Annotated in this window: 16 protein-coding genes, 1 tRNA gene and 1 pseudogene; 9 read left to right on the top strand and 9 right to left on the bottom strand. The window is 61.0% G+C overall.

Annotated features, from left to right (window positions below; translation table 11 throughout):
- Positions 1 to 10: 10 nt before the first annotated feature.
- Positions 11 to 472: a Ros/MucR family transcriptional regulator gene (locus AC1DWF_RS09775; protein ID WP_476783114.1), complete on the bottom strand. Its 462-nt coding sequence runs from the start codon at positions 470 to 472 to the stop codon at positions 11 to 13.
- Between the two features lie 157 nt (positions 473 to 629).
- Complete coding sequence (locus tag AC1DWF_RS09770; RefSeq protein WP_476783113.1) at positions 630 to 3,467, bottom strand: Rne/Rng family ribonuclease; 2,838 nt, start codon at positions 3,465 to 3,467, stop codon at positions 630 to 632.
- A 726-nt stretch (positions 3,468 to 4,193) separates the two neighbouring features.
- On the opposite strand from AC1DWF_RS09770, the gene AC1DWF_RS09765 reads away from it, so the two are divergent.
- The 7 genes and pseudogenes from AC1DWF_RS09765 (at position 4,194) to AC1DWF_RS09735 (ending at position 11,523) form a co-directional block, all read left to right on the top strand.
- Positions 4,194 to 5,384 (top strand): N-acetylmuramoyl-L-alanine amidase, encoded by a 1,191-nt coding sequence (locus AC1DWF_RS09765; RefSeq protein WP_476841639.1) that lies wholly within the window; start codon positions 4,194 to 4,196, stop codon positions 5,382 to 5,384.
- 216 nt (positions 5,385 to 5,600) lie between these two features.
- Positions 5,601 to 8,042: a penicillin-binding protein 1A gene (locus AC1DWF_RS09760; RefSeq protein ID WP_476783111.1), complete on the top strand. Its 2,442-nt coding sequence runs from the start codon at positions 5,601 to 5,603 to the stop codon at positions 8,040 to 8,042.
- 276 nt (positions 8,043 to 8,318) lie between these two features.
- Positions 8,319 to 8,789 (top strand): VOC family protein, encoded by a 471-nt coding sequence (locus tag AC1DWF_RS09755; protein WP_476787674.1) that lies wholly within the window; start codon positions 8,319 to 8,321, stop codon positions 8,787 to 8,789.
- Positions 8,790 to 8,934: 145 nt separating this feature from the next.
- Positions 8,935 to 10,066 (top strand): peptide chain release factor 2 gene (gene prfB, locus AC1DWF_RS09750; RefSeq protein ID WP_476783110.1). Its coding sequence is split into 2 segments (ribosomal slippage): positions 8,935 to 9,000 and positions 9,002 to 10,066, totalling 1,131 coding nucleotides; the frame shifts between segments, so codons are not numbered across the junction.
- A 145-nt stretch (positions 10,067 to 10,211) separates the two neighbouring features.
- Positions 10,212 to 10,550 (top strand): hypothetical protein, encoded by a 339-nt coding sequence (locus tag AC1DWF_RS09745; protein ID WP_476787673.1) that lies wholly within the window; start codon positions 10,212 to 10,214, stop codon positions 10,548 to 10,550.
- Between the two features lie 75 nt (positions 10,551 to 10,625).
- Positions 10,626 to 10,721 (top strand): annotated as a pseudogene (locus AC1DWF_RS09740) (GFA family protein); the annotation flags it as partial.
- 154 nt (positions 10,722 to 10,875) lie between these two features.
- A complete protein-coding gene (locus tag AC1DWF_RS09735) occupies positions 10,876 to 11,523 on the top strand; it encodes a YiaD family glycine zipper/OmpA-like lipoprotein (protein ID WP_476786272.1) in 648 nt (215 codons plus the stop codon).
- A 164-nt stretch (positions 11,524 to 11,687) separates the two neighbouring features.
- Here AC1DWF_RS09735 and AC1DWF_RS09730 read toward each other — a convergent pair whose 3' ends face one another.
- Positions 11,688 to 13,229: a DEAD/DEAH box helicase gene (locus AC1DWF_RS09730; RefSeq protein WP_476786273.1), complete on the bottom strand. Its 1,542-nt coding sequence runs from the start codon at positions 13,227 to 13,229 to the stop codon at positions 11,688 to 11,690.
- A 166-nt stretch (positions 13,230 to 13,395) separates the two neighbouring features.
- The gene (locus AC1DWF_RS09725) at positions 13,396 to 14,169 is read right to left on the bottom strand and encodes an NAD kinase (protein ID WP_476787672.1); all 774 of its coding nucleotides are present in this window, start codon (positions 14,167 to 14,169) and stop codon (positions 13,396 to 13,398) included.
- 362 nt (positions 14,170 to 14,531) lie between these two features.
- Here AC1DWF_RS09725 and AC1DWF_RS09720 point away from each other — a divergent pair, with 362 nt between their 5' ends.
- On the top strand, positions 14,532 to 15,272 hold the full coding sequence (locus AC1DWF_RS09720) for a GGDEF domain-containing protein (RefSeq protein ID WP_476787671.1): 741 nt from the start codon (positions 14,532 to 14,534) through the stop codon (positions 15,270 to 15,272).
- Positions 15,273 to 15,298: 26 nt separating this feature from the next.
- Here AC1DWF_RS09720 and AC1DWF_RS09715 read toward each other — a convergent pair whose 3' ends face one another.
- Complete coding sequence (locus AC1DWF_RS09715; protein WP_476782591.1) at positions 15,299 to 15,466, bottom strand: hypothetical protein; 168 nt, start codon at positions 15,464 to 15,466, stop codon at positions 15,299 to 15,301.
- Positions 15,467 to 15,624: 158 nt separating this feature from the next.
- Here AC1DWF_RS09715 and AC1DWF_RS09710 point away from each other — a divergent pair.
- Positions 15,625 to 15,700: transfer RNA gene (locus tag AC1DWF_RS09710), tRNA-Thr, on the top strand.
- Between the two features lie 129 nt (positions 15,701 to 15,829).
- Here the strand turns inward: AC1DWF_RS09710 and AC1DWF_RS09705 are convergent.
- From AC1DWF_RS09705 to AC1DWF_RS09690, 4 genes are all read right to left on the bottom strand, one after another.
- Positions 15,830 to 16,264 carry a CAP domain-containing protein gene (locus AC1DWF_RS09705; protein ID WP_476782590.1) on the bottom strand — a complete coding sequence of 145 codons (435 nt, stop codon included), beginning with the start codon at positions 16,262 to 16,264 and terminating at the stop codon, positions 15,830 to 15,832.
- A gap of 64 nt (positions 16,265 to 16,328) precedes the next feature.
- On the bottom strand, positions 16,329 to 16,769 hold the full coding sequence (locus AC1DWF_RS09700) for a hypothetical protein (RefSeq protein ID WP_476841640.1): 441 nt from the start codon (positions 16,767 to 16,769) through the stop codon (positions 16,329 to 16,331).
- Positions 16,770 to 17,147: 378 nt separating this feature from the next.
- Positions 17,148 to 18,659: a tripartite tricarboxylate transporter permease gene (locus AC1DWF_RS09695; RefSeq protein WP_476782589.1), complete on the bottom strand. Its 1,512-nt coding sequence runs from the start codon at positions 18,657 to 18,659 to the stop codon at positions 17,148 to 17,150.
- 10 nt (positions 18,660 to 18,669) lie between these two features.
- Complete coding sequence (locus AC1DWF_RS09690; RefSeq protein ID WP_476782588.1) at positions 18,670 to 19,131, bottom strand: tripartite tricarboxylate transporter TctB family protein; 462 nt, start codon at positions 19,129 to 19,131, stop codon at positions 18,670 to 18,672.
- Positions 19,132 to 19,329 lie beyond the last annotated feature (198 nt).

The raw sequence follows: 19,329 nt of genomic DNA, 5'->3' as shown, positions 1-19,329 counted from the left end.
ATTCCTGAAATTACGCCTTTTTGGCGCGGCCGCGTGCCTTTGCTGGCGCGGTAGCTGCCCTGGTAGACGTAGCGCCCGCCTTGCGGCCGAGGCCAAGCGACTTGGCCAGTTCCGAACGGGCGGCGGCATAGTTCGGCGCAACCATCGGGTAATCGGCCGGCAAGCCCCACTTGGCGCGGTATTCCTCAGGCGTCAGTCCAAAGTGGACCGAGAGGTGGCGCTTCAGCGATTTGAACTTCTTCCCGTCCTCCAGGCAGATGATGTAGTCGGGAAGAACCGAGCGCTTCGGATTCACGGCAGGCTGCTGGGCTTCGGCCGGCGCATCAGTGGGCTGGTCGAGCGACAGGATCGACGCGTTGATGCTGGCAATCAATTCCGGCAGGCCGGTGGCCGGAACCTTGTTGTTTTCAACATAGGCGCTGACGATATGGGCAGTCAGTCCTAGGATGTCGATCTTGCTATCATTCGTCATCGACCGTCTCTCCGGGCAGTATTAAAGCAAAGTATGAATCTATCCATTCGCTGCGCCGTATATCGGTGCAAATGGTGTCAGACAGCAAGCAAAATAATCTCAAAAAGTAGTGACCCCGACCAGCATGTCGCTGGTCGGGGTCATTTATATTAGCTTATCAAAAGAAACCCTTGCGCTGCCACCAGCCGCCCTTTTTTGGCTTGGCCTCGGTCAAGGCGGCCGTCTCGGCTTCGACCACGGATGTGACAACGGGAGTGACAGGCGCTACGGGCGCTGCCGGCTCTTCGGAGACGACTTCATCCTCGGCCGGAGCGGCAGCTGCCTTGCGGCGCGGGGCGCGCGGCTTGGCAGCCTTCTTCTCAGGCTTGGCTTCGGCTTCAGGCGCTATCGCCTCAACCACAGCCTCTTCGGCAGGAGCTTCGACCGCTTCAGCTTCGGCCTTCTTGGCCTTGGCCGAACGGCGCGGAGCTTTTTTCGGCTTGGCTTCGACGACAGCTTCGGGCTCAGCAGTGGAGGCTTCAACCACGACAACTTCGCTTACGCTGGTCTCGGCGACCGTCGCGTCGTCGGATGCGACCTGTTCGTCGCCTTCGGCCGACTGCTCTTCGTCTTCCTTGCGGTTGCGCTTGCCACCGCGCTTGCCGCGCCGGCGCTTCTTGGCAGCAGCATCTTCAGCTGCGTCCGGAGCTGCGGATTCACCGGCGACCTCGGAAACAGCTGTATCGACGGCGACGTCGGCCTCGCCATCCTCAGACTCGCTGGCCTCACTGGCCTCGCCAGCGACGGCCTCGCCTTCCTGCGGGGCCGCGTGCTCGCGATCGCGGCCGCCCCGACGACGCCGGCGCTTGCGGCGCTTGCGGTCATGCTGCTCGCCTTCGGCGGATGCAGGCTGCGGCGCTTGGGCAGGCTTTGCCTCGGCGACGACGATCTCTTCTTCTTCCTCTTCGACGATCTCGTCTTCGATGTCGTCGGGCTCTTCATAGGCCGGGGCCGCGACGGGCAGGGCGAAGTTCGCCGGCTTCTCGGCAATGGCGCCGCGGAAGATGGCATGGTTCTGCGAACCGACGGAACCGACGCTGTCGTCGGCCTCAAGCGTGATCGTCACGCCGAATCGGGCTTCGAGATCGACCAGTGTCGAGCGCTTGTGGTTGAGCACGTAGAGTGCCGTCGCCATCGGCGTCTTGACCGTGATGTGGCTGCGCGAGTCCTTGAGCAGGAACTCTTCGATAGCGCGAACGACCTGCAGCGAAACCGAGGAGTCCGAACGCACATGGCCGGTGCCGCCGCAATGGGGGCAGGGTTTCATCGTCGATTCGAGCACGCTGGCGCGAATGCGCTGGCGCGACATCTCCATCAGGCCGAAATGCGAGATCCGGCCGACCTGGATGCGGGCGCGATCGTTCTTCAGGCAATCCTTGAGCTTCTTTTCGACCGCGCGGTTGTTGCGGTTCTCCTCCATGTCGATGAAGTCGATGACGATCAGGCCGGCGAGATCGCGCAGCCTGAGCTGGCGCGCGACTTCCTCGGCGGCTTCAAGGTTGGTGTGAAGGGCCGTTTCCTCGATCGAGTGCTCCTTGGTGGAGCGCCCGGAGTTGACGTCGATGGCAACCAGCGCTTCGGTCTGGTTGATGATGATGTAGCCACCCGACTTCAGCGTCACTTGCGGCTGTACCATCCGCTCGAGCTGCGATTCGATGCCGCTGCGCACGAAGATCGGCGTGATGTCGCGATACGGCTGGACGACCTTAGCATGGCTGGGCATCAGCATGCGCATGAAGTCCTTGGCCTCGCGATAGCCGTCTTCGCCGGCAACCAGAACCTCGTCGATGTCCTTGTTGTAGAGATCGCGCACCGATCGCTTGATCAGGCTGCCTTCCTCATAGACCAGCGCGGGAGCCGTCGACTGCAGCGTCAGGCCGCGGACATTCTCCCACAGGCGCATCAGATATTCGTAGTCACGCTTGATCTCGGCCTTGGTGCGGCTTTCACCTGCGGTGCGCAGGATGACGCCCATGCCCTTTGGCACTTCGAGATCGGCAACAACTTCCTTCAGGCGCTTGCGGTCTTGGGCATTGGTGATCTTGCGCGAAATGCCACCGCCACGCGCGGTGTTGGGCATCAGCACCGAATAGCGGCCAGCCAGCGACAGATAGGTCGTCAGCGCAGCACCCTTGTTGCCGCGCTCTTCCTTGACCACCTGGACCAGAAGGATCTGGCGGCGCTTGATGACTTCCTGGATCTTGTAGTGGCGCCGAACCGGCTTGCGGCGGTTGCGCACCTCTTCAAGCGCATCTTCAGCGCCGACCGACTCGATCTCATGATCGTCGTGGTGAGTCGAATGCACTTCTTCGATCACACCGCCGTTTTCATTCTCGGTGACGGTTGGCTCGGGGGCCTTTTCGGACACGACATCCGCATCGACGGATGCGGCGATCGAGGTCGGCTCGCGCTCATCCGATGCGGCATCATAGTTTTCTTCTACAGCTTCAGCCGCCGAGTCGCCGGCGTTTGCATCGGCGTTGTCGCTTGCCGCGACCGATTCGCCTTCGTCATCGGACGATGCATCACCGTCGTCTTCGGAAGAGCCTTCAGGCTTGTTTTCGTCGCGGCCACGATTCTTGCCTCCGCGGCGCCTGCGGCGTCCACGGTTGCGATCCTGGCTCTTGCTATCGTCGCCTTCGCTGTCTTCGTCTTCCTCGTCTTCGGCTTCTTCAGCCTCAGCACGCAGCAGCGCCTGCCGATCGGCAACCGGGATCTGGTAGTAGTCGGGATGGATTTCACTGAAGGCGAGGAAACCGTGACGGTTCCCGCCATACTCGACAAAGGCAGCCTGAAGGGACGGCTCAACCCGCGTCACGCGGGCGAGGTAGATGTTTCCTTTGAGCTGCTTTTTGTCCTGTGATTCGAAATCGAATTCTTCAATACGGTTACCGCGAACTACGACAACCCGTGTTTCCTCCGGGTGGGAGGCGTCTATCAGCATCTTGTTGGGCATTATTTGTCCTCCCGGCAGCCGTCAGCCGCGGCTTGCGGGAACTTGTCCGCCGCCGTGAGTTTGCTGATGAAGGGGTGCCGGATGATTTTGCGCCCGCCGGTCGCAGCCAAAACGCCATGGCGGAGCCGCCCGCTGCCGTGATGGCGCGGTTACCTGCGGACCTGTCCATGATTGCGTCAGTGGCCAATGCGTGACCTTGCGGAACCTTGTTTCAAATCTAAGCCCGGGAATCCGGACCAGCTACTTTGCTCTTACAGAGCCGGCGCGGAATGAGTGTCCGGCCGTTTTTCTCACGCAGTCGCTACCCCGCCACGGGCCGCGCCTGCGAATCTCGTCGCGATCACTGAAATCTAACTCTAATGCGAGGCGGGCCATCGCTCGTCGCGTGGTTCCCTAGCGGAAGGCGCTGAGGGCGCGGGCCCTGGATTGCAGTGATCCAATGTCGCTTTTATGATTTGGCGAGGTCGAGCGCAACCCCGATTTCCGATGCCGGCAAAGCCACCTTCTGCGACATGAGGGGAGCATTGCGACAAAGACTCGGTTAACCTTCTTTGGTTACCACTCGTTAATCGAGAGGGTCGCGTATTCGGCTCGCGAACGACAACAGCGCGCACAAACTGCGTGCCTGCCTTTTGGAGCGGCAATACAGAAATGGGGTCCGTGGCATTGACTGGCAAGAGCCTCCCATTTGTGGGCTTTCAGCCCCAGGGCGCATTGTGCCATGCGATGTTGGCGTTGGTCGTATTCTTTGCCGTGTTCGTCGGTATCAATTGCCAGCCGGTTTGCGCCGCTGAAGCGATCAAGACGCTCGACTACAAGATGGCCGGCGACGCGACCCACATGCGCATCGTCATGAATTTTGACCGCGAGCCAGAACCAAAGTGGATGCTGCTGCGCAGCCCACACCGCCTGGTCATTGACCTTCCCGATGCAGTTCTTGCACTCGAGGCCAAGGACCTCAAGCCGCGCGGGTTGATCAAGAGTGTGCGTTATGGCGCGTCGGGCGAGGGCGCTTCGCGGCTGATCGTGACCTCGAAAGGGCCCTTCAACGTCGAGAAGGTCGACGTTCTCAAGAACGAAGACGGCTCCGGTTATCGCTTGGTTGCGGATATCGCTGCCGCCTCGGAACGCGAGTTCGACGCGGCACTTGCTATCCAGGCAGAGACCACCGGCTCGACGACAGCCAAAACCGATAGGCTTGGCAAGATCGCCAATCGCGGCGACCGGCCGTTCACGATCGTGCTTGATCCCGGCCATGGCGGCATCGACGGTGGGGCCGAAGGGCTGAACGGTACGGTTGAGAAAACGGTCACGCTCGCCTTTGCCAAGGAATTGAAAGACAAGCTGGCGTCCAACAGCGCCTATAAGGTCGTTCTGACGCGCGAGGGCGACGAGTTCCTGCGCCTCGACGACCGGGTTCRCATTGCGCGTCAGCAGGAAGCTGACCTCTTCATCTCGATCCATGCGGACACGATTCGACTCAAAGGTATCCGCGGCGCCACCGTCTATACGGTGTCGGATAAGGCGTCCGACGCCGACGCGCAGGCGCTGGCCGATCGCGAAAACCTCTCCGACCAGCTTGCCGGCGTCGATGTTGCCGAAGAAAACCACGAAGTCTCCGACATACTGGTCGATTTGATCCGGCGTGAGACGCATGGGTTTTCGACACGCTTTGCCCGCTCTCTGGTCGGCGAACTGACCCCGACCGTTGGCATGATCAACAATCCGCATCGCTCCGCAGGCTTCAAGGTGCTCAAAGCACCTGACGTGCCGTCGGTGCTGGTCGAGCTCGGCTACCTCTCCAATCCACAGGACGAAGAGCAGCTTCGCAGCGCCGATTGGCGCGAGAAGGCAGCAACAAGCATTTCGAAGGCTGTTGCAGCTTTTGTCGCGGAGCGAGGCGCTCCAGGCGGCTGATGCTGACAGCGGGCTTCTCGTCGGCGTTGCCGAGAGGTCACGGCCTGGGCATTAATGGTGTTTTCGACCAGAATCTTGGGCGCATGCGTGGCTATTGCCGTATTTTGCCCACAACCGCGCGACATGGGTGACCGATTGCGGATCGGGACAGTACCTGCAGCTTGCGGTGATGGCGGGTTGGTTTAGGAAATTCCCGAACCTTGTACTGGAGCGGGCATGATTCGTCTTATCGGCTATTTCTTCGGCATCGGCACGACGCTTGCGCTCGTCGTTGCAGCGGGCGTGGCGCTCTATCTCGGCCAGCTCACCAAGGAACTTCCCGACTACGAGGTGCTCGCCAAATACGAGCCGCCCGTGACGACGCGCATCCACGCCTCCGATGGCGCGCTCATGGGCGAGTTCGCGCGCGAGCGCCGGCTCTATCTGCCGATCCAGGCCGTGCCCGATCGCGTCAAGGCGGCGTTCCTGTCGGCCGAAGACAAGAACTTCTATAATCATCCCGGCATCGACATCATGGGCTTTTCGCGCGCCGCGCTTGCCTATGTCACCGGTGGTCCGACGCAAGGTGGCTCGACCATCACGCAGCAGGTCGCCAAGAACTTCCTGCTCTCCAACGAACAGACGATGGACCGCAAGGCCAAGGAAGCGATCCTGTCGTTCCGCATCGAGCAGGCCTATTCCAAGGACCGCATCCTCGAACTCTATCTCAATGAGATATTCTTCGGCCTCGGCGCCTATGGCATCGCCGGTGCGGCGCTGACCTATTTCGACAAGTCGGTGAACGAGCTGACAGTGGCCGAGGCCGCCTATCTCGCGGCTCTGCCGAAAGGCCCGTCCAACTATCATCCGTTCAAATACGCCGCGCGCGCCATCGAGCGGCGCAACTGGGTGATCCAGCAGATGGTGGTCAACGGTTACATTTCGCGCGAGGAGGGCGACAAGGCCAAGGCTGAGCCGCTCGGCGTGACGCCGCGCCGTACCGGCACCTATGTCTTCGCTGGCGAATATTTCACCGAGGAAGTGCGCCGCGAACTGATCGCGCGCTACGGCCAGGACGCGCTTTATGAAGGCGGTCTGTCGGTTCGCACCACGCTCGACCCGAAGCTCCAGGCCATGGCGCGCAAGGCCATGCAGTCGGGCCTGGAGAAATATGATCGCCTGCGCGGCTATCGCGGTCCGGTCAAGAACATCGACATCTCCGGCGATTGGGGCACGGCGCTGGGGGCGGTCAAGGGGCTGGGCGATGTTCCCGAATGGCGTTTGGCCGTTGTTCTCGACAGCTCCAAGGCCGGGCTCGATATTGGCCTGCAGCCCAAGCGCGAAGTATCCGGCGCTCTGTCCAAGGATCGCGAGCAGAGTTCCGTGTCGAAGGACGATATGAGCTTTGCCATGCGTTATGTCTCCGCCGGCAAGCGCCTCAAGGCAAATTCGCCCGCTGAAGTGCTCAAGGCCGGCGACGTGATCTACGTCCAGAAAAATGATGGTAGCGCGGGCTATGCGCTGCGCCAGGTGCCGGAGGTGGAGGGTGGTCTCGTTGCCATGGATCCGCACACTGGCCGCGTGCTCGCCATGGTTGGCGGGTTCTCTTTCGCGCAGTCCGAGTTCAATCGCGCGACCCAGGCGATGCGTCAGCCCGGCTCGGCATTCAAGCCCTTCGTCTATGCGGCTGCGCTCGACAACGGCTACACGCCGGCCTCCGTCATCATGGACGGCCCGATCACCATCCAGTCTGGCAATACTTCCTGGACGCCCAAGAACTATGACGGCAAGGCCGCAGGACCGTCGACCTTGCGCGCCGGCATCGAGCGCTCGCGCAATCTCATGACGGTGCGCCTGGCCAACGACATGGGCATGAAGACAGTTGCCGAATATGCCGAGCGTTTCGGTGTCTACGACAAGCTCGCACCGTATCTGCCTATGGCGCTCGGCGCTGGCGAGACCACGGTGATGCGCATGGTTTCAGCCTATGCCGTGATGGCCAATGGCGGCCGTCAGATCAAGCCGTCGCTGATCGACCGGATCCAGGACCGCTACGGCAAGACGGTGTTCAAGCATGACGAGCGTGGCTGCGAAGGATGTGTCGCCACCGAATGGGCCAACCAGCCCGAACCGGAACTGGTCGACAATTCCGAGCAGGTGCTCGACCCGATGACGGCCTACCAGATCACCTCGATGCTGGAAGGCGTGGTCCTGCGCGGCACCGCAACCACGTTGCTGTCACTCAACCGTCCGATGGCGGGCAAGACAGGAACGACCAACGACGAGAAGGACGCCTGGTTCGTCGGCTATACGCCCAATCTCGTCGTCGGACTGTATCTTGGCTATGACAAGCCGCAGGGGCTCGGCAAGGGCACCACGGGCGGCGGTCTCGCAGCACCCGTGTTCAAGGATTTCATGACCGTGGCGCTCGACGGTACGCCCAAGGTCGACTTTGTCGTGCCAGCTGGCATGAAGGTGATTTCGATCGACCGCAAGACCGGCATGCAGGCGTCGGAAGGCGCGCCTGGCACGATCATGGAAGCGTTCAAGCCCGGCACCGGACCCGCCGACAGCTACTGGGTCATCGGCATGGGTGAGGACGGCACCAATGGCTATGGCGGAGCACTTTCGCCGCAGGCCAGCAAGGCCATCAGCGAAGGTGGCGGCGGCCTCTACTAAGATCGCAGCCCAGTCCGGCATCAGCTGGACCCTTTGACGGAACTGACAAGTGCGCGTGGCCAAGCTGCGCGCATTTTTTGTGTTCGAATGGCGCCCCATCTTTGCTCTTGCAAATAGCCACATAGTTATATAGCTTTTTAGTTATTGAATGCCGAAAGACATTGAAGGGCGTGCGTAAACTCCGAAGTCATGTCGGAGCGTTCGTTGCTCGATCGTCCTTGAAGCAGCAGCCTCACGATGGGAGGCCCAGTCCGATTTCAACGCAGGGAGAGAATGATGCAGAAGATCAGCCCATTCCTATGGTTCGACAACCAGGCCGAAGAGGCCGCCAAGTTCTACACATCGGTGTTCAAGAACTCAAAGATCGGCAAGATGACCCGATATGGCGAGGCAGGGCCAGGTCCGGCCGGCAGTGTCATGGTGGCCGAGTTCGAGCTTGAGGGCATGGGTTTCACCGCCCTGAATGGCGGTCCGAACTTCAAGTTTACTGAAGCGATCTCGATGTCCATCGACTGCAAGGATCAGGCCGAGGTCGACTATTTCTGGACCAAATTGTCGGAAAGTGGCCAGCCCGGCCAGTGCGGCTGGCTGAAGGACAAGTTCGGCCTTTCCTGGCAGGTCGTTCCCGAAGCGCTGCCTCGGTTGCTCGGCGATCCCGATGCCGCCAAGGCCAGCCGGGTGATGCAGGCGATGTTGCAGATGACCAAGATCGACGTCGCCAAACTCGAGGCGTCTTACGTCGGCTAGGCAACGCGGGGCACGGTAGAGCTGGTGGGCGGGAGCACACGGCTCCCGCCCATTTTGCTTTACACAGGGCGACCTCATCCCTATGTTCCGCGCGGATTCAACAAGCCGCCTTCGGGCGCGAAACAAGCAAAAAGAAGCAATCTCCATGCGCGCGGAAACGCAGAACATTGTCGACGAAATCAGGCAGGCCATAAGCCTGCTGAGGAGGCATCTTTGACTGGGATCAGGCGGTAAAACGGCTTGATTACCTGAACATGCGGGCAGAGGACGGCAACCTCTGGAATGACCCGCAGGAGGCGCAGAAGCTGATGCGCGAGCGCCAGTCGCTCGACGACAGCATCCGCTCCATCCAGGGCCTCAGCCAGGCGTTGGATGACAATATCGGCCTGATCGAGATGGGTGAGGAAGAAGGCGATGCTGACATCATCAGCGAAGCCGAAACCGCCATCCGTTCGTTGGCCGGCGAAATCCGGGCGCGCCAAATCGAGTCGCTGCTGTCGGGCGAAGCCGACAAGAACGACACCTATCTCGAAGTCCACGCCGGCGCTGGCGGCACCGAGAGCCAGGACTGGGCGAACATGCTGTTGCGCATGTACACGCGCTGGGCCGAACGCCGCCGCTTCAAGGTCGAGATTCTGGAAGTCCATGACGGCGAAGAAGCCGGCATCAAATCCGCCACGCTCCTCATTAAGGGCCACAATGCCTATGGCTGGCTGAAGACGGAATCGGGCGTTCATCGCCTTGTCCGCATCTCGCCCTTCGACAGCAATGCACGGCGCCACACGTCGTTCTCGAGCATCTGGGTCTATCCGGTGGTCGACGATTCGATCGAAATCGACGTCTCGGAATCGGATGTCCGCATCGACACCTACCGCTCTTCGGGCGCGGGTGGCCAGCACGTCAACACCACCGACTCGGCGGTGCGCATCACGCATATCGCCACTGGCATCGCAGTCGCCTGTCAGGCCGAACGCTCGCAGCACAAGAACAAGGCGAAGGCCTGGGAAATGCTGCGCTCGCGCCTCTACGAGGAAGAGCTGAAGAAGCGCGAAGCTGCGGCCAATGCCACCGAGGCGTCGAAGACCGATATCGGCTGGGGCCACCAGATCCGTTCGTACGTATTGCAGCCCTACCAGCTGGTGAAGGACCTTCGCACCGGCGTCGAAAGCACGAGCCCGTCCGACGTTCTCGACGGCGATCTCGACGACTTCATGGAGGCGTCGCTGTCGCAGCGTATCGAAGGTGGGGCAGGGCAGGCCGTCGCCGATCTCGACTAACGGCCAGCTTCCCTCTGTACCTTGCACCCGGTCATCCGCATGGCGGCGATGACCGGGCGCCGGTCGTGGGAACATCTTGAGGTAACTTTTCGTTAAGCGTGCGGGCGGAGGATTCGCTTGGGAGGAGATCTCAGGGGAACGCGTCATGTTGTGCCCAGGAAAACGCCCGCCGCGGAGATATGTGTTTGCTGTCTCTGCCCTTGTGCTGATTGCTCTCAACGTCCCGCCCGCTTTTTCGCACGACGCGCCAAAAGGCTGGACCTATCCCTTTGCTTGTTGCTCTGGCTATGACTGCCGCGAGGTGCCAAAGAAGGCGATCAGCGAGCGCCCGCAGGGTTATGTCATCGAAGGCACCGGCGAGGTCGTCACTTATCGGGACGCCCGCGTCAAACCCTCACCGGACGGCGAATACCATTGGTGCTCGGTAGACGGCGCCGACAACACCCGGACCATCTGCCTGTTCGTGCCATCGAAATCATATTGATCGCGGCTGCTGACGATTGTCCTGACGTTGTGTTCTGTCGCCAGTGCGGCGGCGCAATTCGATGAGTCTGGTCAACCAGCGAACCCTAAGATCAGCGTCAATTCGCGTTCGTTTGACGACTTCGCTCTCCACAAGATCGAGGTTGTGGTGATCAACAGAAAGAACCTCTGGCAACAAGCAAAATTTCTCATGCAGGCGAGCTCGAGTTTGCTCGCTTGTTACTGCTGCCGTTCCGTTTTTCGCCGCATTTCATGCTACAAGGCCGGTGAAGGGCTTTGCGTGGAGCGCCGTTGCGTTTCGCGGGTACTGAGAGGGACATCCTTATATGAAGAAGACAGTAATTTTTGCGCTGGCGGGCAGCATGTTTGTCGGCGCCTGCACGACCGATCCTTATACGGGCCAGCAGAAGGTTTCGAACTCTGCAGCAGGTGCAGGTATTGGTGCGCTTGCTGGCGCGGGCCTTGGCCTGCTCGCCGGCGGCAATGACCGCCGTAACGCGCTGATCGGCGCGGGCGTCGGCGCTTTGGCCGGTGGCCTTGCCGGCGGTTACATGGACAGGCAGGAATCCGAGCTGCGCGCCCAGCTTCAGGGCAGCGGCGTCAGCGTCACCCGCGCCGGTGACCAGATCATCCTGAACATGCCGTCCAACATCACCTTCGCCACCGACCAGGATGCCGTGAAGTCGGGCTTCTACAACACCCTCAACTCGGTTGCGCTGGTGCTGAAGAAGTTCAACCAGACCACTGTCGACGTGTTCGGCCACACCGATTCGACCGGTGGCGACCAGCACAATTTCGACCTGTCGCAGCGCCGTGCGCTGTCGGTGGCCAATTACCTCGGTTCCCAGGGGGTCGATTCGCGTCGCTTTGCGGTCACCGGCTTCGGTGCAACCCGGCCAATCGCTTCCAACGCAACAGCCGAGGGCCGCGCGCAGAATCGCCGCGTCGAGATACAGCTGTCGCCGCTTACCTGAGTGGGGCAGTCAAGCAAAGGAAACGGCCCCGCAAGGGGCCGTTTTTCATTGGGGCGCTGGCCAAACCAGACGGACCGCAAGGGGCGCTGCTGCTCATTGCATTGCTTCAGTCACCAAATGAAAACGGCCCCCGAAGGGGCCGTTTTCATTGAGGCGCTTGGCTCTCAGATATTTGTGGTGATCAGCATGAAGGCTGGCAGGTCGTCGCCGAAACCGATCGTGCGGTCGTCGTCTTCTTCGCGGTCGCGATTGTTGCGGCGGTGGCCGCGATTATCGTCGCGACGCGGCTTGTCTTCATGCTCGCGCGGCTTGCGATCGGCGTTTTCGTTCCGGATCGCTTCCTTGCGCACGCGGCGCTCGTCAATGTCAGATACCACGTTGTCGACCGGAGCTTCGCTTGCGACAATTGCTGCCTGGGCGACGGGCGCCTCCTCACGCGGCTTGCGGTCGCGCTCGCGACCATGCTTTTCCTTGCCAGCACGGCGCGGTGCGCCACGGCCACGGCGCGGAGCCTCGTCCTCGCCTTCGCTGGCGATCACCGTCGAAAGGTCTCCGTCGTGCCATTCGATTGGCAGGCCGGTCAGTCGCTCGATGGCGTCGACGTATTTGGTGTCGGACTTGGTAACGATGGTGAAAGCCTTGCCCAAGCGTCCGGCACGACCGGTGCGGCCGATGCGGTGGACATAATCTTCCGCATGAATCGGAACGTCGTAGTTGAAGACGTGGCTGACTTCGGGAATGTCGAGGCCGCGCGCGGCGACGTCGGAGGCGACCAGCAGCTTCAGTTTGCCGTCACGGAAGCCGGCGAGCATCGCCATGCGGGCGCGCTGGTCCATGTCGCCGTGCAGGGCGCCGGCATCGAAGTCGTGCTTGACCAGCGAGCGGAACAGTTCCGACACGTCGACCTTGCGGTTGCAGAAGATGATGGCGTTCTTGATCTCGTCGCCTTCGGCATTGATCAGCTTGCGCAGCGTCTCGCGCTTGTCCCACGGCTTGGGGCCGGACTTGACGAGGCGCTGGGTGATGTTGGTGCTGGTCGATGCCGCCTTGGAGACCTCGACGCGTATCGGCGCGTGCAGGAACTGCTCGGTCAGCTTGGTGATTTCAGGCGGCATTGTCGCTGAGAAGAACAGCGTCTGCCGGGTGAACGGGATCAGCTTGCAGATGCGCTCGATGTCGGGGATGAAGCCCATGTCGAGCATGCGGTCGGCTTCGTCGATGACCAGGATCTCGACGCCGGTGAGCAAAAGCTTGCCGCGTTCGAAATGGTCCAGCATGCGGCCGGGCGTGGCGATCAGAACGTCGGCGCCGCGCTCAAGCTTCTTTTCCTGCTCATCGAACGACACGCCGCCGATCAAAAGGGCGATGTTGAGCCGGTGGTTCTTGCCGTATTTGACGAAGTTTTCTTCGACCTGTGCGGCGAGTTCGCGCGTCGGTTCGAGGATCAGCGTGCGTGGCATGCGTGCCCTGGCGCGGCCCTTTTCAAGGCGCGTCAGCATAGGCAGCACAAAGGACGCCGTCTTGCCGGTGCCCGTCTGGGCGATACCCAGCACGTCCTTTCCCTGCAGCGCGTGCGGGATCGCACCTGCCTGGATCGGCGTAGGCTGCGTGTAGCCGGCGTCGGTGACTGCGGAAAGGACCTTCGGCGAAAGGCCGAGGTCTGCGAAGGTCAACGCTTCTGAAGCGGTCTGAGTGTCTTCGGACAAGTTTGTTGGCTGTCTTTGCTCGTTCAAGGGCGCGGCGATCTGGCCACGACAGGCGCAACTCGCCTGCAATATGCCGCAACGCGATAGGCGTAAGTGCGCGATTTGTCAACTCAAACTGGCACCTACACGGCGATTGCAGCTGTTTACTTCAAGCTGTGGCCCAAAGCTAGTATCTGAACTGCTCGGCCAGGATGCGCTCGCTCCAGGAATGACCGGCGTCGAACAGCAAGGTGGCGGTATGGTTCGCCGATTCCTTGACCTCGACCGAGACTACCGACTTGACTTCCGTGTGGTCGGCAACGGCATTCACCGGGCGCTTTTGTTCTTCCAGTATGTCGAAGCGGACCACAGCGGTCTTGGGCAAAAGCGCTCCACGCCAGCGGCGCGGCCTGAAGGGGCTGACCGGCGTCAGTGCCAGAAGCGGCGCGTCGAGCGGCAGGATGGGGCCGTGGGCCGATAGATTGTAGGCTGTGGATCCAGCCGGCGTTGCCACCATCACGCCATCGCAGATCAATTCCTCGAGTCGAACCTTGCCGTCGACCGAAATGCGCAACCGTGCCGCTTGGTAGGACTGGCGCAACAGCGAGACCTCGTTGATGGCAAGCGCGTCCCTGGTGACACCCGCATTATCGATCGTCACCATTTCCAATGGCCGAATGGTTTCGGCGACCGCTGAGGCAAGCCGCTCGGGCAGGGCGCTCTCGTTGTATTCGTTCATCAGGAAGCCGACGGTGCCACGGTTCATGCCGTAGACGCACTTGCCGGTGCTCATCGTCTCACGCAGTGTCTGCAACAGGAAGCCGTCGCCGCCCAAGGCAACAACGATGTCGGCCTGATCGTAAGGCGTCTGGCCATAGCGCTTGGAAAGGCGCTCGGCCGCGGCGTCCGCCTCCGCTGTACCGGAGGATGCGAACGAAAATGTCAGCGACTTGGCGTCCATGTGCTCCCTACAGGCGGTCCGAACGCCGATGTCGTCCGCCGGCAACGGGGGTAGCATGCTGATTTGTCGAAGCATAGGGAGCGGACRGGCGCCATATGTCGCCAGGTTGGCCAAAGCTTATCCGGCCGCCGCCCTGGCGATCTCAAATATGTCGCTACCTACGACTTCCTTGGTCGTCACCGGGCCGGGGTGAATGTTGAACACGGGACGCTGTGACGTTCCGAGGGCTGCTTCGGCGGTGGCGCGCGGCCTCCCACTCCGTCCAAATCCATCACTGTACATATGTGCCCGGATGGCAAAGCATTAAGTTTCAACCGCTATCCACCACTGCAAGAGGGGTCGGGAACTGCAGGGACAGCGCTGTGTGGAAGATCGCGTTCAAGGCCAGCTTGATCACCATTGCCGTCATCGTGGTGAGCCAAATCGTGTCGTTTTCGATCCGCTATTCGGCCGGCCAGCCCTTCACGGCGTTCGTCTTCGCGATGAACTCGATCCTGCCGGTGCTGACAGCGTTTCCGGCCGGCTTCCTGATTTTCTGGCAGAACGAGAAGCTGAAGCGGGCACTTGCCGAGCTGCAGGAGGCTCATACTCAGCTCAAGACAAAGGCTACCCATGACCAGATGACCGGCCTGTTGAATCGAGAGGCTTTTTTCGAGAAGTCGAAGCAAGCGCGGCTCAAATGCGATCACGGCGCGCTATTGTTGATCGACGCCGATAATTTCAAGAGCATCAACGACAGCTTCGGTCACCTCGTCGGCGACGACGCGCTCAAGCTGATTTCCAACGCGTTGCGGCTCTCGATCCGCGAGCACGATCTTGTCGGACGTGTCGGTGGCGAGGAGTTTTGCGTCTTCTTGCCTGCGACCAATCGCGACGACGCGGCAGCTATTGCAGAGCGGATTCGCATGGAGGTCGAGCAACTGGTCTTCCATCCGGTCGACGGACACCTGCATCCGTTGAGTGTCAGCATAGGAGCGGTCGTTTCAGACGGGCAGCAGCCGACGTCGCAACTGATGCGCCTTGCCGACCGCTGCCTCTACGAGGCTAAGGAGCAAGGGCGCAATCGTGTGGTGTTTGCGAAGACAATGACATCGGCGGCTTAGCAAACACCTGCTTGTGCGCAATGAGGTCACCCTAGGCCGGTGACGTGGCGCAGATAGAAGGCGAGCGCGATGAAACCGATGATCGCGGCGACGCCGGTCCAATCGACCCGCGCCTCCTTGATCTGGCGAAACAGCTTGAGCAACAGCAGCCAGGCGACAATCACCACCATGGCAATGATCACGAACCTGAGCATCCATCACCTCCGAGCAGGGCCCTGTCGACCCGCTGCAAATATGTAGTGAGTACCTGTGTGCAGTTTTAGGTGTCTCAGACCGCGCTGCCTGGGGATGCTTCGCCATTCTCTCGAAATTGTCTTTACTGGGCCGAAAAATATGCTAACCGGAGCAAATTGCCCTTGTAGCTCAGATGGTAGAGCAGCGGTTTTGTAAACCGAAGGTCGCGGGTTCGATTCCTGCCGGGGGCACCACTTCCCACACGACAGCTGAGAAACCAACCAATTCAAGGCATCAGCGGCCCTTGAATGGCTTGAGGGCGGCTGCGTTTGACTGCTTGAGGCGGAACATTGCCGCTGACCTGGCTATCCGGGCGGCCGGCGCTATCGGCAAGCGAAGAAAGTCGAATAAGGGCCAACTACGGAAACGCCCGCGTAGCGGATATTGGGCCGAAGCAAGTTCGTCCGATGGAGTGCCGAGTTCTTCCATCCCACAAAAAGCTGCTGTGCGTTTTGATAGTTATAACCAACGTTCTCCGCACATACGACGCTGAGGCCGGCAGCCTTCGCTTGGGCGGATCGCTGGCGGAAGCCATCATGGCCGAGGCTGTTTCTTGCCGCTTGGTACCGGCTATGTTGCCTTGCCAAAGCCTGCAGCGTGCGGTGAGAGGTTAGCGGTGAAAGGCCACGGCTCACCCTGTAGGCATTGATCAGGGCAAGCGTCTCAGGGCCGAAATCGGCTGCTGCGGCGATGGGCATTGTCGTACCGAACCAACCCGAAACGAGAAGCGCAACTGTGAGCGTCGTTGAGGTTTTCATCCTCGGACTTTTCACGCTGATTGCGACAGATTTACGTTCCGCAATCGTCCTGTCTTTAGCTTGACTACCGATCCTCCGACTTCCGTTCTTGCAGCACTTTTGCAGCAGCATGGCGGAAGTCGACAGGCGCTCGGCACCAAGTGATCGAACTCGCGCGATCAATTTGATCTAGCGCAAAAAGCTGCCGCCGGATTTGACTATGATGGCCCTTATCGGGTGCATCACCCTCTGTTTGCACTTGATCCCAACTGTGCTCGCCCGCGCTGTATTCCCATTCGGCGCGGGCTTTTTCACGCAAGCCGTGCCAGTCGTCGGTGCCGACCTGCGAGCGCGTCTGATTGGGTTTTGTTTGCGCTGGCGCAAAGAGCGCCTGGCAGGCCGAGGTCATTTTACCGAGCTGACTGATCGGAGAAAMGCTCGTGCCTGAAGCCAACCAAGATAGCACCCTGATCCCCATGTTGATTGCAGGACTTGTCCTGGTCGTAGTCGGCGGCATCGTCGTCATGATGTTCGTCTGACAACGCCTGCGGACGGCTAGACGCATCCGCATCTCATCGGCCCGTCGCCGCAGACGGTGGGAAACCTCCGCGATAGCCACCGCACTCTGCTGGCCCGTATTCAAAAAGAACCCGCCGTGAGGGCGGGGGATCGATTTACACAGCGGGTCAAAAAAGCAATCGTCGCAGCATATGTGGTCAAACTGGGTGGCTGGGTTCGAAGAGCCTCGCTCACCTCCGATATGCAAATTCACGCGAACCAGACGCGTGGTCAAATCACCATTCGCGATTATGCACCGATAAGCTCATTCCCCTGGAGCCCCGCAGCTCCATGCCGCAACCAATGCGCGCCAACCTAAGCTTCGGTCGGCGCGCAGTTGCGTGCGTCAGGCTTCTTCTTCGACAAAGACCTCGTCGCGTTTCTTGCGCACTGCCGGCAGCAACACCACGATCAGCACGCAGGCGGCCAGTGCGAGCAGGAGCGCACTGATCGGACGGGTGACGAAGGTGGTCGGGTCGCCGCGCGACAGGATCATGGCCCGGCGCAGGTTTTCTTCGAGCAGCGGCCCGAGCACGAAGCCGAGCAGCAGCGGTGCCGGCTCGCAGCGCAGCTTGACCAGCGCGTAGCCGATGAGGCCGAAGAAGGCGACGGCGTAAAGGTCGAAGACGTTGGAGTTGACGCTGTAAACGCCGATGGCGCAGAACGCCATGATGATCGGAAACAGCACGTAGTAGGGCACGGTCAAGAGCTTCACCCACAGCCCGATCAGCGGCAGGTTGAGGATGATCAGCATCAGATTGCCGATCCACATCGAAGCGATGATGCCCCAAAAAAGAGCCGGCTGCTCAGTGGCGACATTGGGGCCAGGCACGATGCCCTGGATGATCATCGCGCCGATCATCAGCGCCATGACCGGGTTCGCCGGGATGCCGAGCGTCAGCATCGGGATGAACGAGGTCTGAGCACCCGCATTGTTAGCCGATTCCGGGCCGGCGACGCCCGCCACGGCACCCTTGCCGAACTCTTCAGGGTGCTTTGAAACGCGCTTTTCGACGGTGTAGGAGGCAAAGGCCGCAAGGATCGCGCCGCCGCCAGGCAGGATGCCGAGTGCCGAGCCGATGGCCGTGCCGCGCAGGATGGGTGCTGCCATTTCGCGAAAATCCTGGCGCGTCGGCATCAAGCCCGAAACCTTGGCCATCAGCACTTCGCGGGTCTTTTCACTTTCGAGGTTGCGCAGGATTTCGGCGACGCCGAACACGCCAACCGCGACCGCAACGAAGTTGAGCCCGTCGGCATATTCGCGGATGCCAAGGGTGAAGCGCGGTGTGCCGGTGTAGATGTCGGTGCCGACGAGGCCGAGCAGCAGGCCAAGGACGACCATTGCCAGCGCCTTGATGATCGAGCCATGGGCGAGGGCGATGGACGAGACCAGGCCGACGACCATCAGCGAGAAATATTCGGCAGCACCGAACTGCAGCGCGATTGTCGTCAGCGGCGGCGCGAAGATGGCGACCAGGAAGGTCGAAACTGTGCCTGCGAAAAACGAGCCGATGGCGGCGATGGCGAGTGCGGCACCGGCGCGGCCCTTGCGTGCCATCTGATAGCCGTCGATTGCGGTGACGGCGGATGAGGATTCGCCCGGCATGTTGATGAGGATGGCTGTGGTCGACCCGCCATACTGCGCGCCGTAATAGATGCCGGCGAGCATGATGAGCGAGGAGACTGGATCGCCGATCTGGAAGGTGATCGGCAACAGCATCGCGATGGTGGCGGTGGCGCCGATGCCGGGCAACACGCCGATGAGGGTGCCGAGCAAGACGCCGATCAGGCAGAAGCCAAGATTGGAGAGCGTTGTGGCCGTTGAAAAGCCGAGCACGAGATTGTCGAAGAGTTCCATCACATCCTCCTCAGAACGGCAGCCAGGGGCCGAAGCGCTGGAACGGCAGGCCGAGCGCGTAGCTGAACACGGCGACTGAAAACAGCGTCACTCCGGCGGAGAGGATGACAGCGGCGAGCGGCTTCATCCGCGCCGAGGCGAAGGCAGCTATCAGGCAGGTCAGGAAGATCGACGGCACGAAGCCAAGTCCACGCACAGTGAGGCCGAAGAAGATCGGCGCCGGCAAGATGAAGGCCATGCCGCGCCAGGCGATCGGGCCGATCGGCTCGCCCTCGACCCGAGTGGCCTGGACGATGACGACGAGGCCGAGCACGATCAGCACGCAAGCCAGGACCAGCGGAAAATAGCCCGGTCCCATGCGGAATGTTGTGCCCAGGTCGAGACCCAGGGACTGGATGGCGAAAAACGCGCCGGTGGCGACGAAGATCGCTCCGCAGGCGGCGTTAGTGGGATCGATGGCGAGGTTTTTCATGGGAAGGCCCTCTGCTGGCGCCTGATGTGGATAGCTGCGTTACGCTGCCTCCATCCGCTTGCCGGCACTTTCTCCCCGTGCGTTGACGGGGAGAAAGGAACTCGGCATCAGACGCCTGTCTCATTCCTAGGCGTCGGCGATTGGCAAGAGGCTGCGGCAGTCTGCCTTCTCCCCGTTCACGGGGGAGAAGGTGCCGGC

It is taken from the genome of Aminobacter sp. P4_D5 (genome assembly GCF_056401815.1).
This window is presented reverse-complemented; position numbering and strand designations above follow the sequence as displayed.

Excerpts from the sequence above, each read along its gene's own strand:
- AC1DWF_RS09775 (WP_476783114.1), bottom strand. The coding sequence starts at position 472 with ATGACGAATGATAGCAAGATCGACATCCTAGGACTGACTGCCCATATC.
- AC1DWF_RS09770 (WP_476783113.1), bottom strand. The coding sequence starts at position 3,467 with ATGCCCAACAAGATGCTGATAGACGCCTCCCACCCGGAGGAAACACGG.
- AC1DWF_RS09760 (WP_476783111.1), top strand. The coding sequence starts at position 5,601 with ATGATTCGTCTTATCGGCTATTTCTTCGGCATCGGCACGACGCTTGCG.
- AC1DWF_RS09755 (WP_476787674.1), top strand. The coding sequence starts at position 8,319 with ATGCAGAAGATCAGCCCATTCCTATGGTTCGACAACCAGGCCGAAGAG.
- AC1DWF_RS09745 (WP_476787673.1), top strand. The coding sequence starts at position 10,212 with ATGTTGTGCCCAGGAAAACGCCCGCCGCGGAGATATGTGTTTGCTGTC.
- AC1DWF_RS09735 (WP_476786272.1), top strand. The coding sequence starts at position 10,876 with ATGAAGAAGACAGTAATTTTTGCGCTGGCGGGCAGCATGTTTGTCGGC.
- AC1DWF_RS09725 (WP_476787672.1), bottom strand. The coding sequence starts at position 14,169 with ATGGACGCCAAGTCGCTGACATTTTCGTTCGCATCCTCCGGTACAGCG.
- AC1DWF_RS09715 (WP_476782591.1), bottom strand. The coding sequence starts at position 15,466 with ATGCTCAGGTTCGTGATCATTGCCATGGTGGTGATTGTCGCCTGGCTG.
- AC1DWF_RS09705 (WP_476782590.1), bottom strand. The coding sequence starts at position 16,264 with ATGAAAACCTCAACGACGCTCACAGTTGCGCTTCTCGTTTCGGGTTGG.
- AC1DWF_RS09695 (WP_476782589.1), bottom strand. The coding sequence starts at position 18,659 with ATGGAACTCTTCGACAATCTCGTGCTCGGCTTTTCAACGGCCACAACG.
- AC1DWF_RS09690 (WP_476782588.1), bottom strand. The coding sequence starts at position 19,131 with ATGAAAAACCTCGCCATCGATCCCACTAACGCCGCCTGCGGAGCGATC.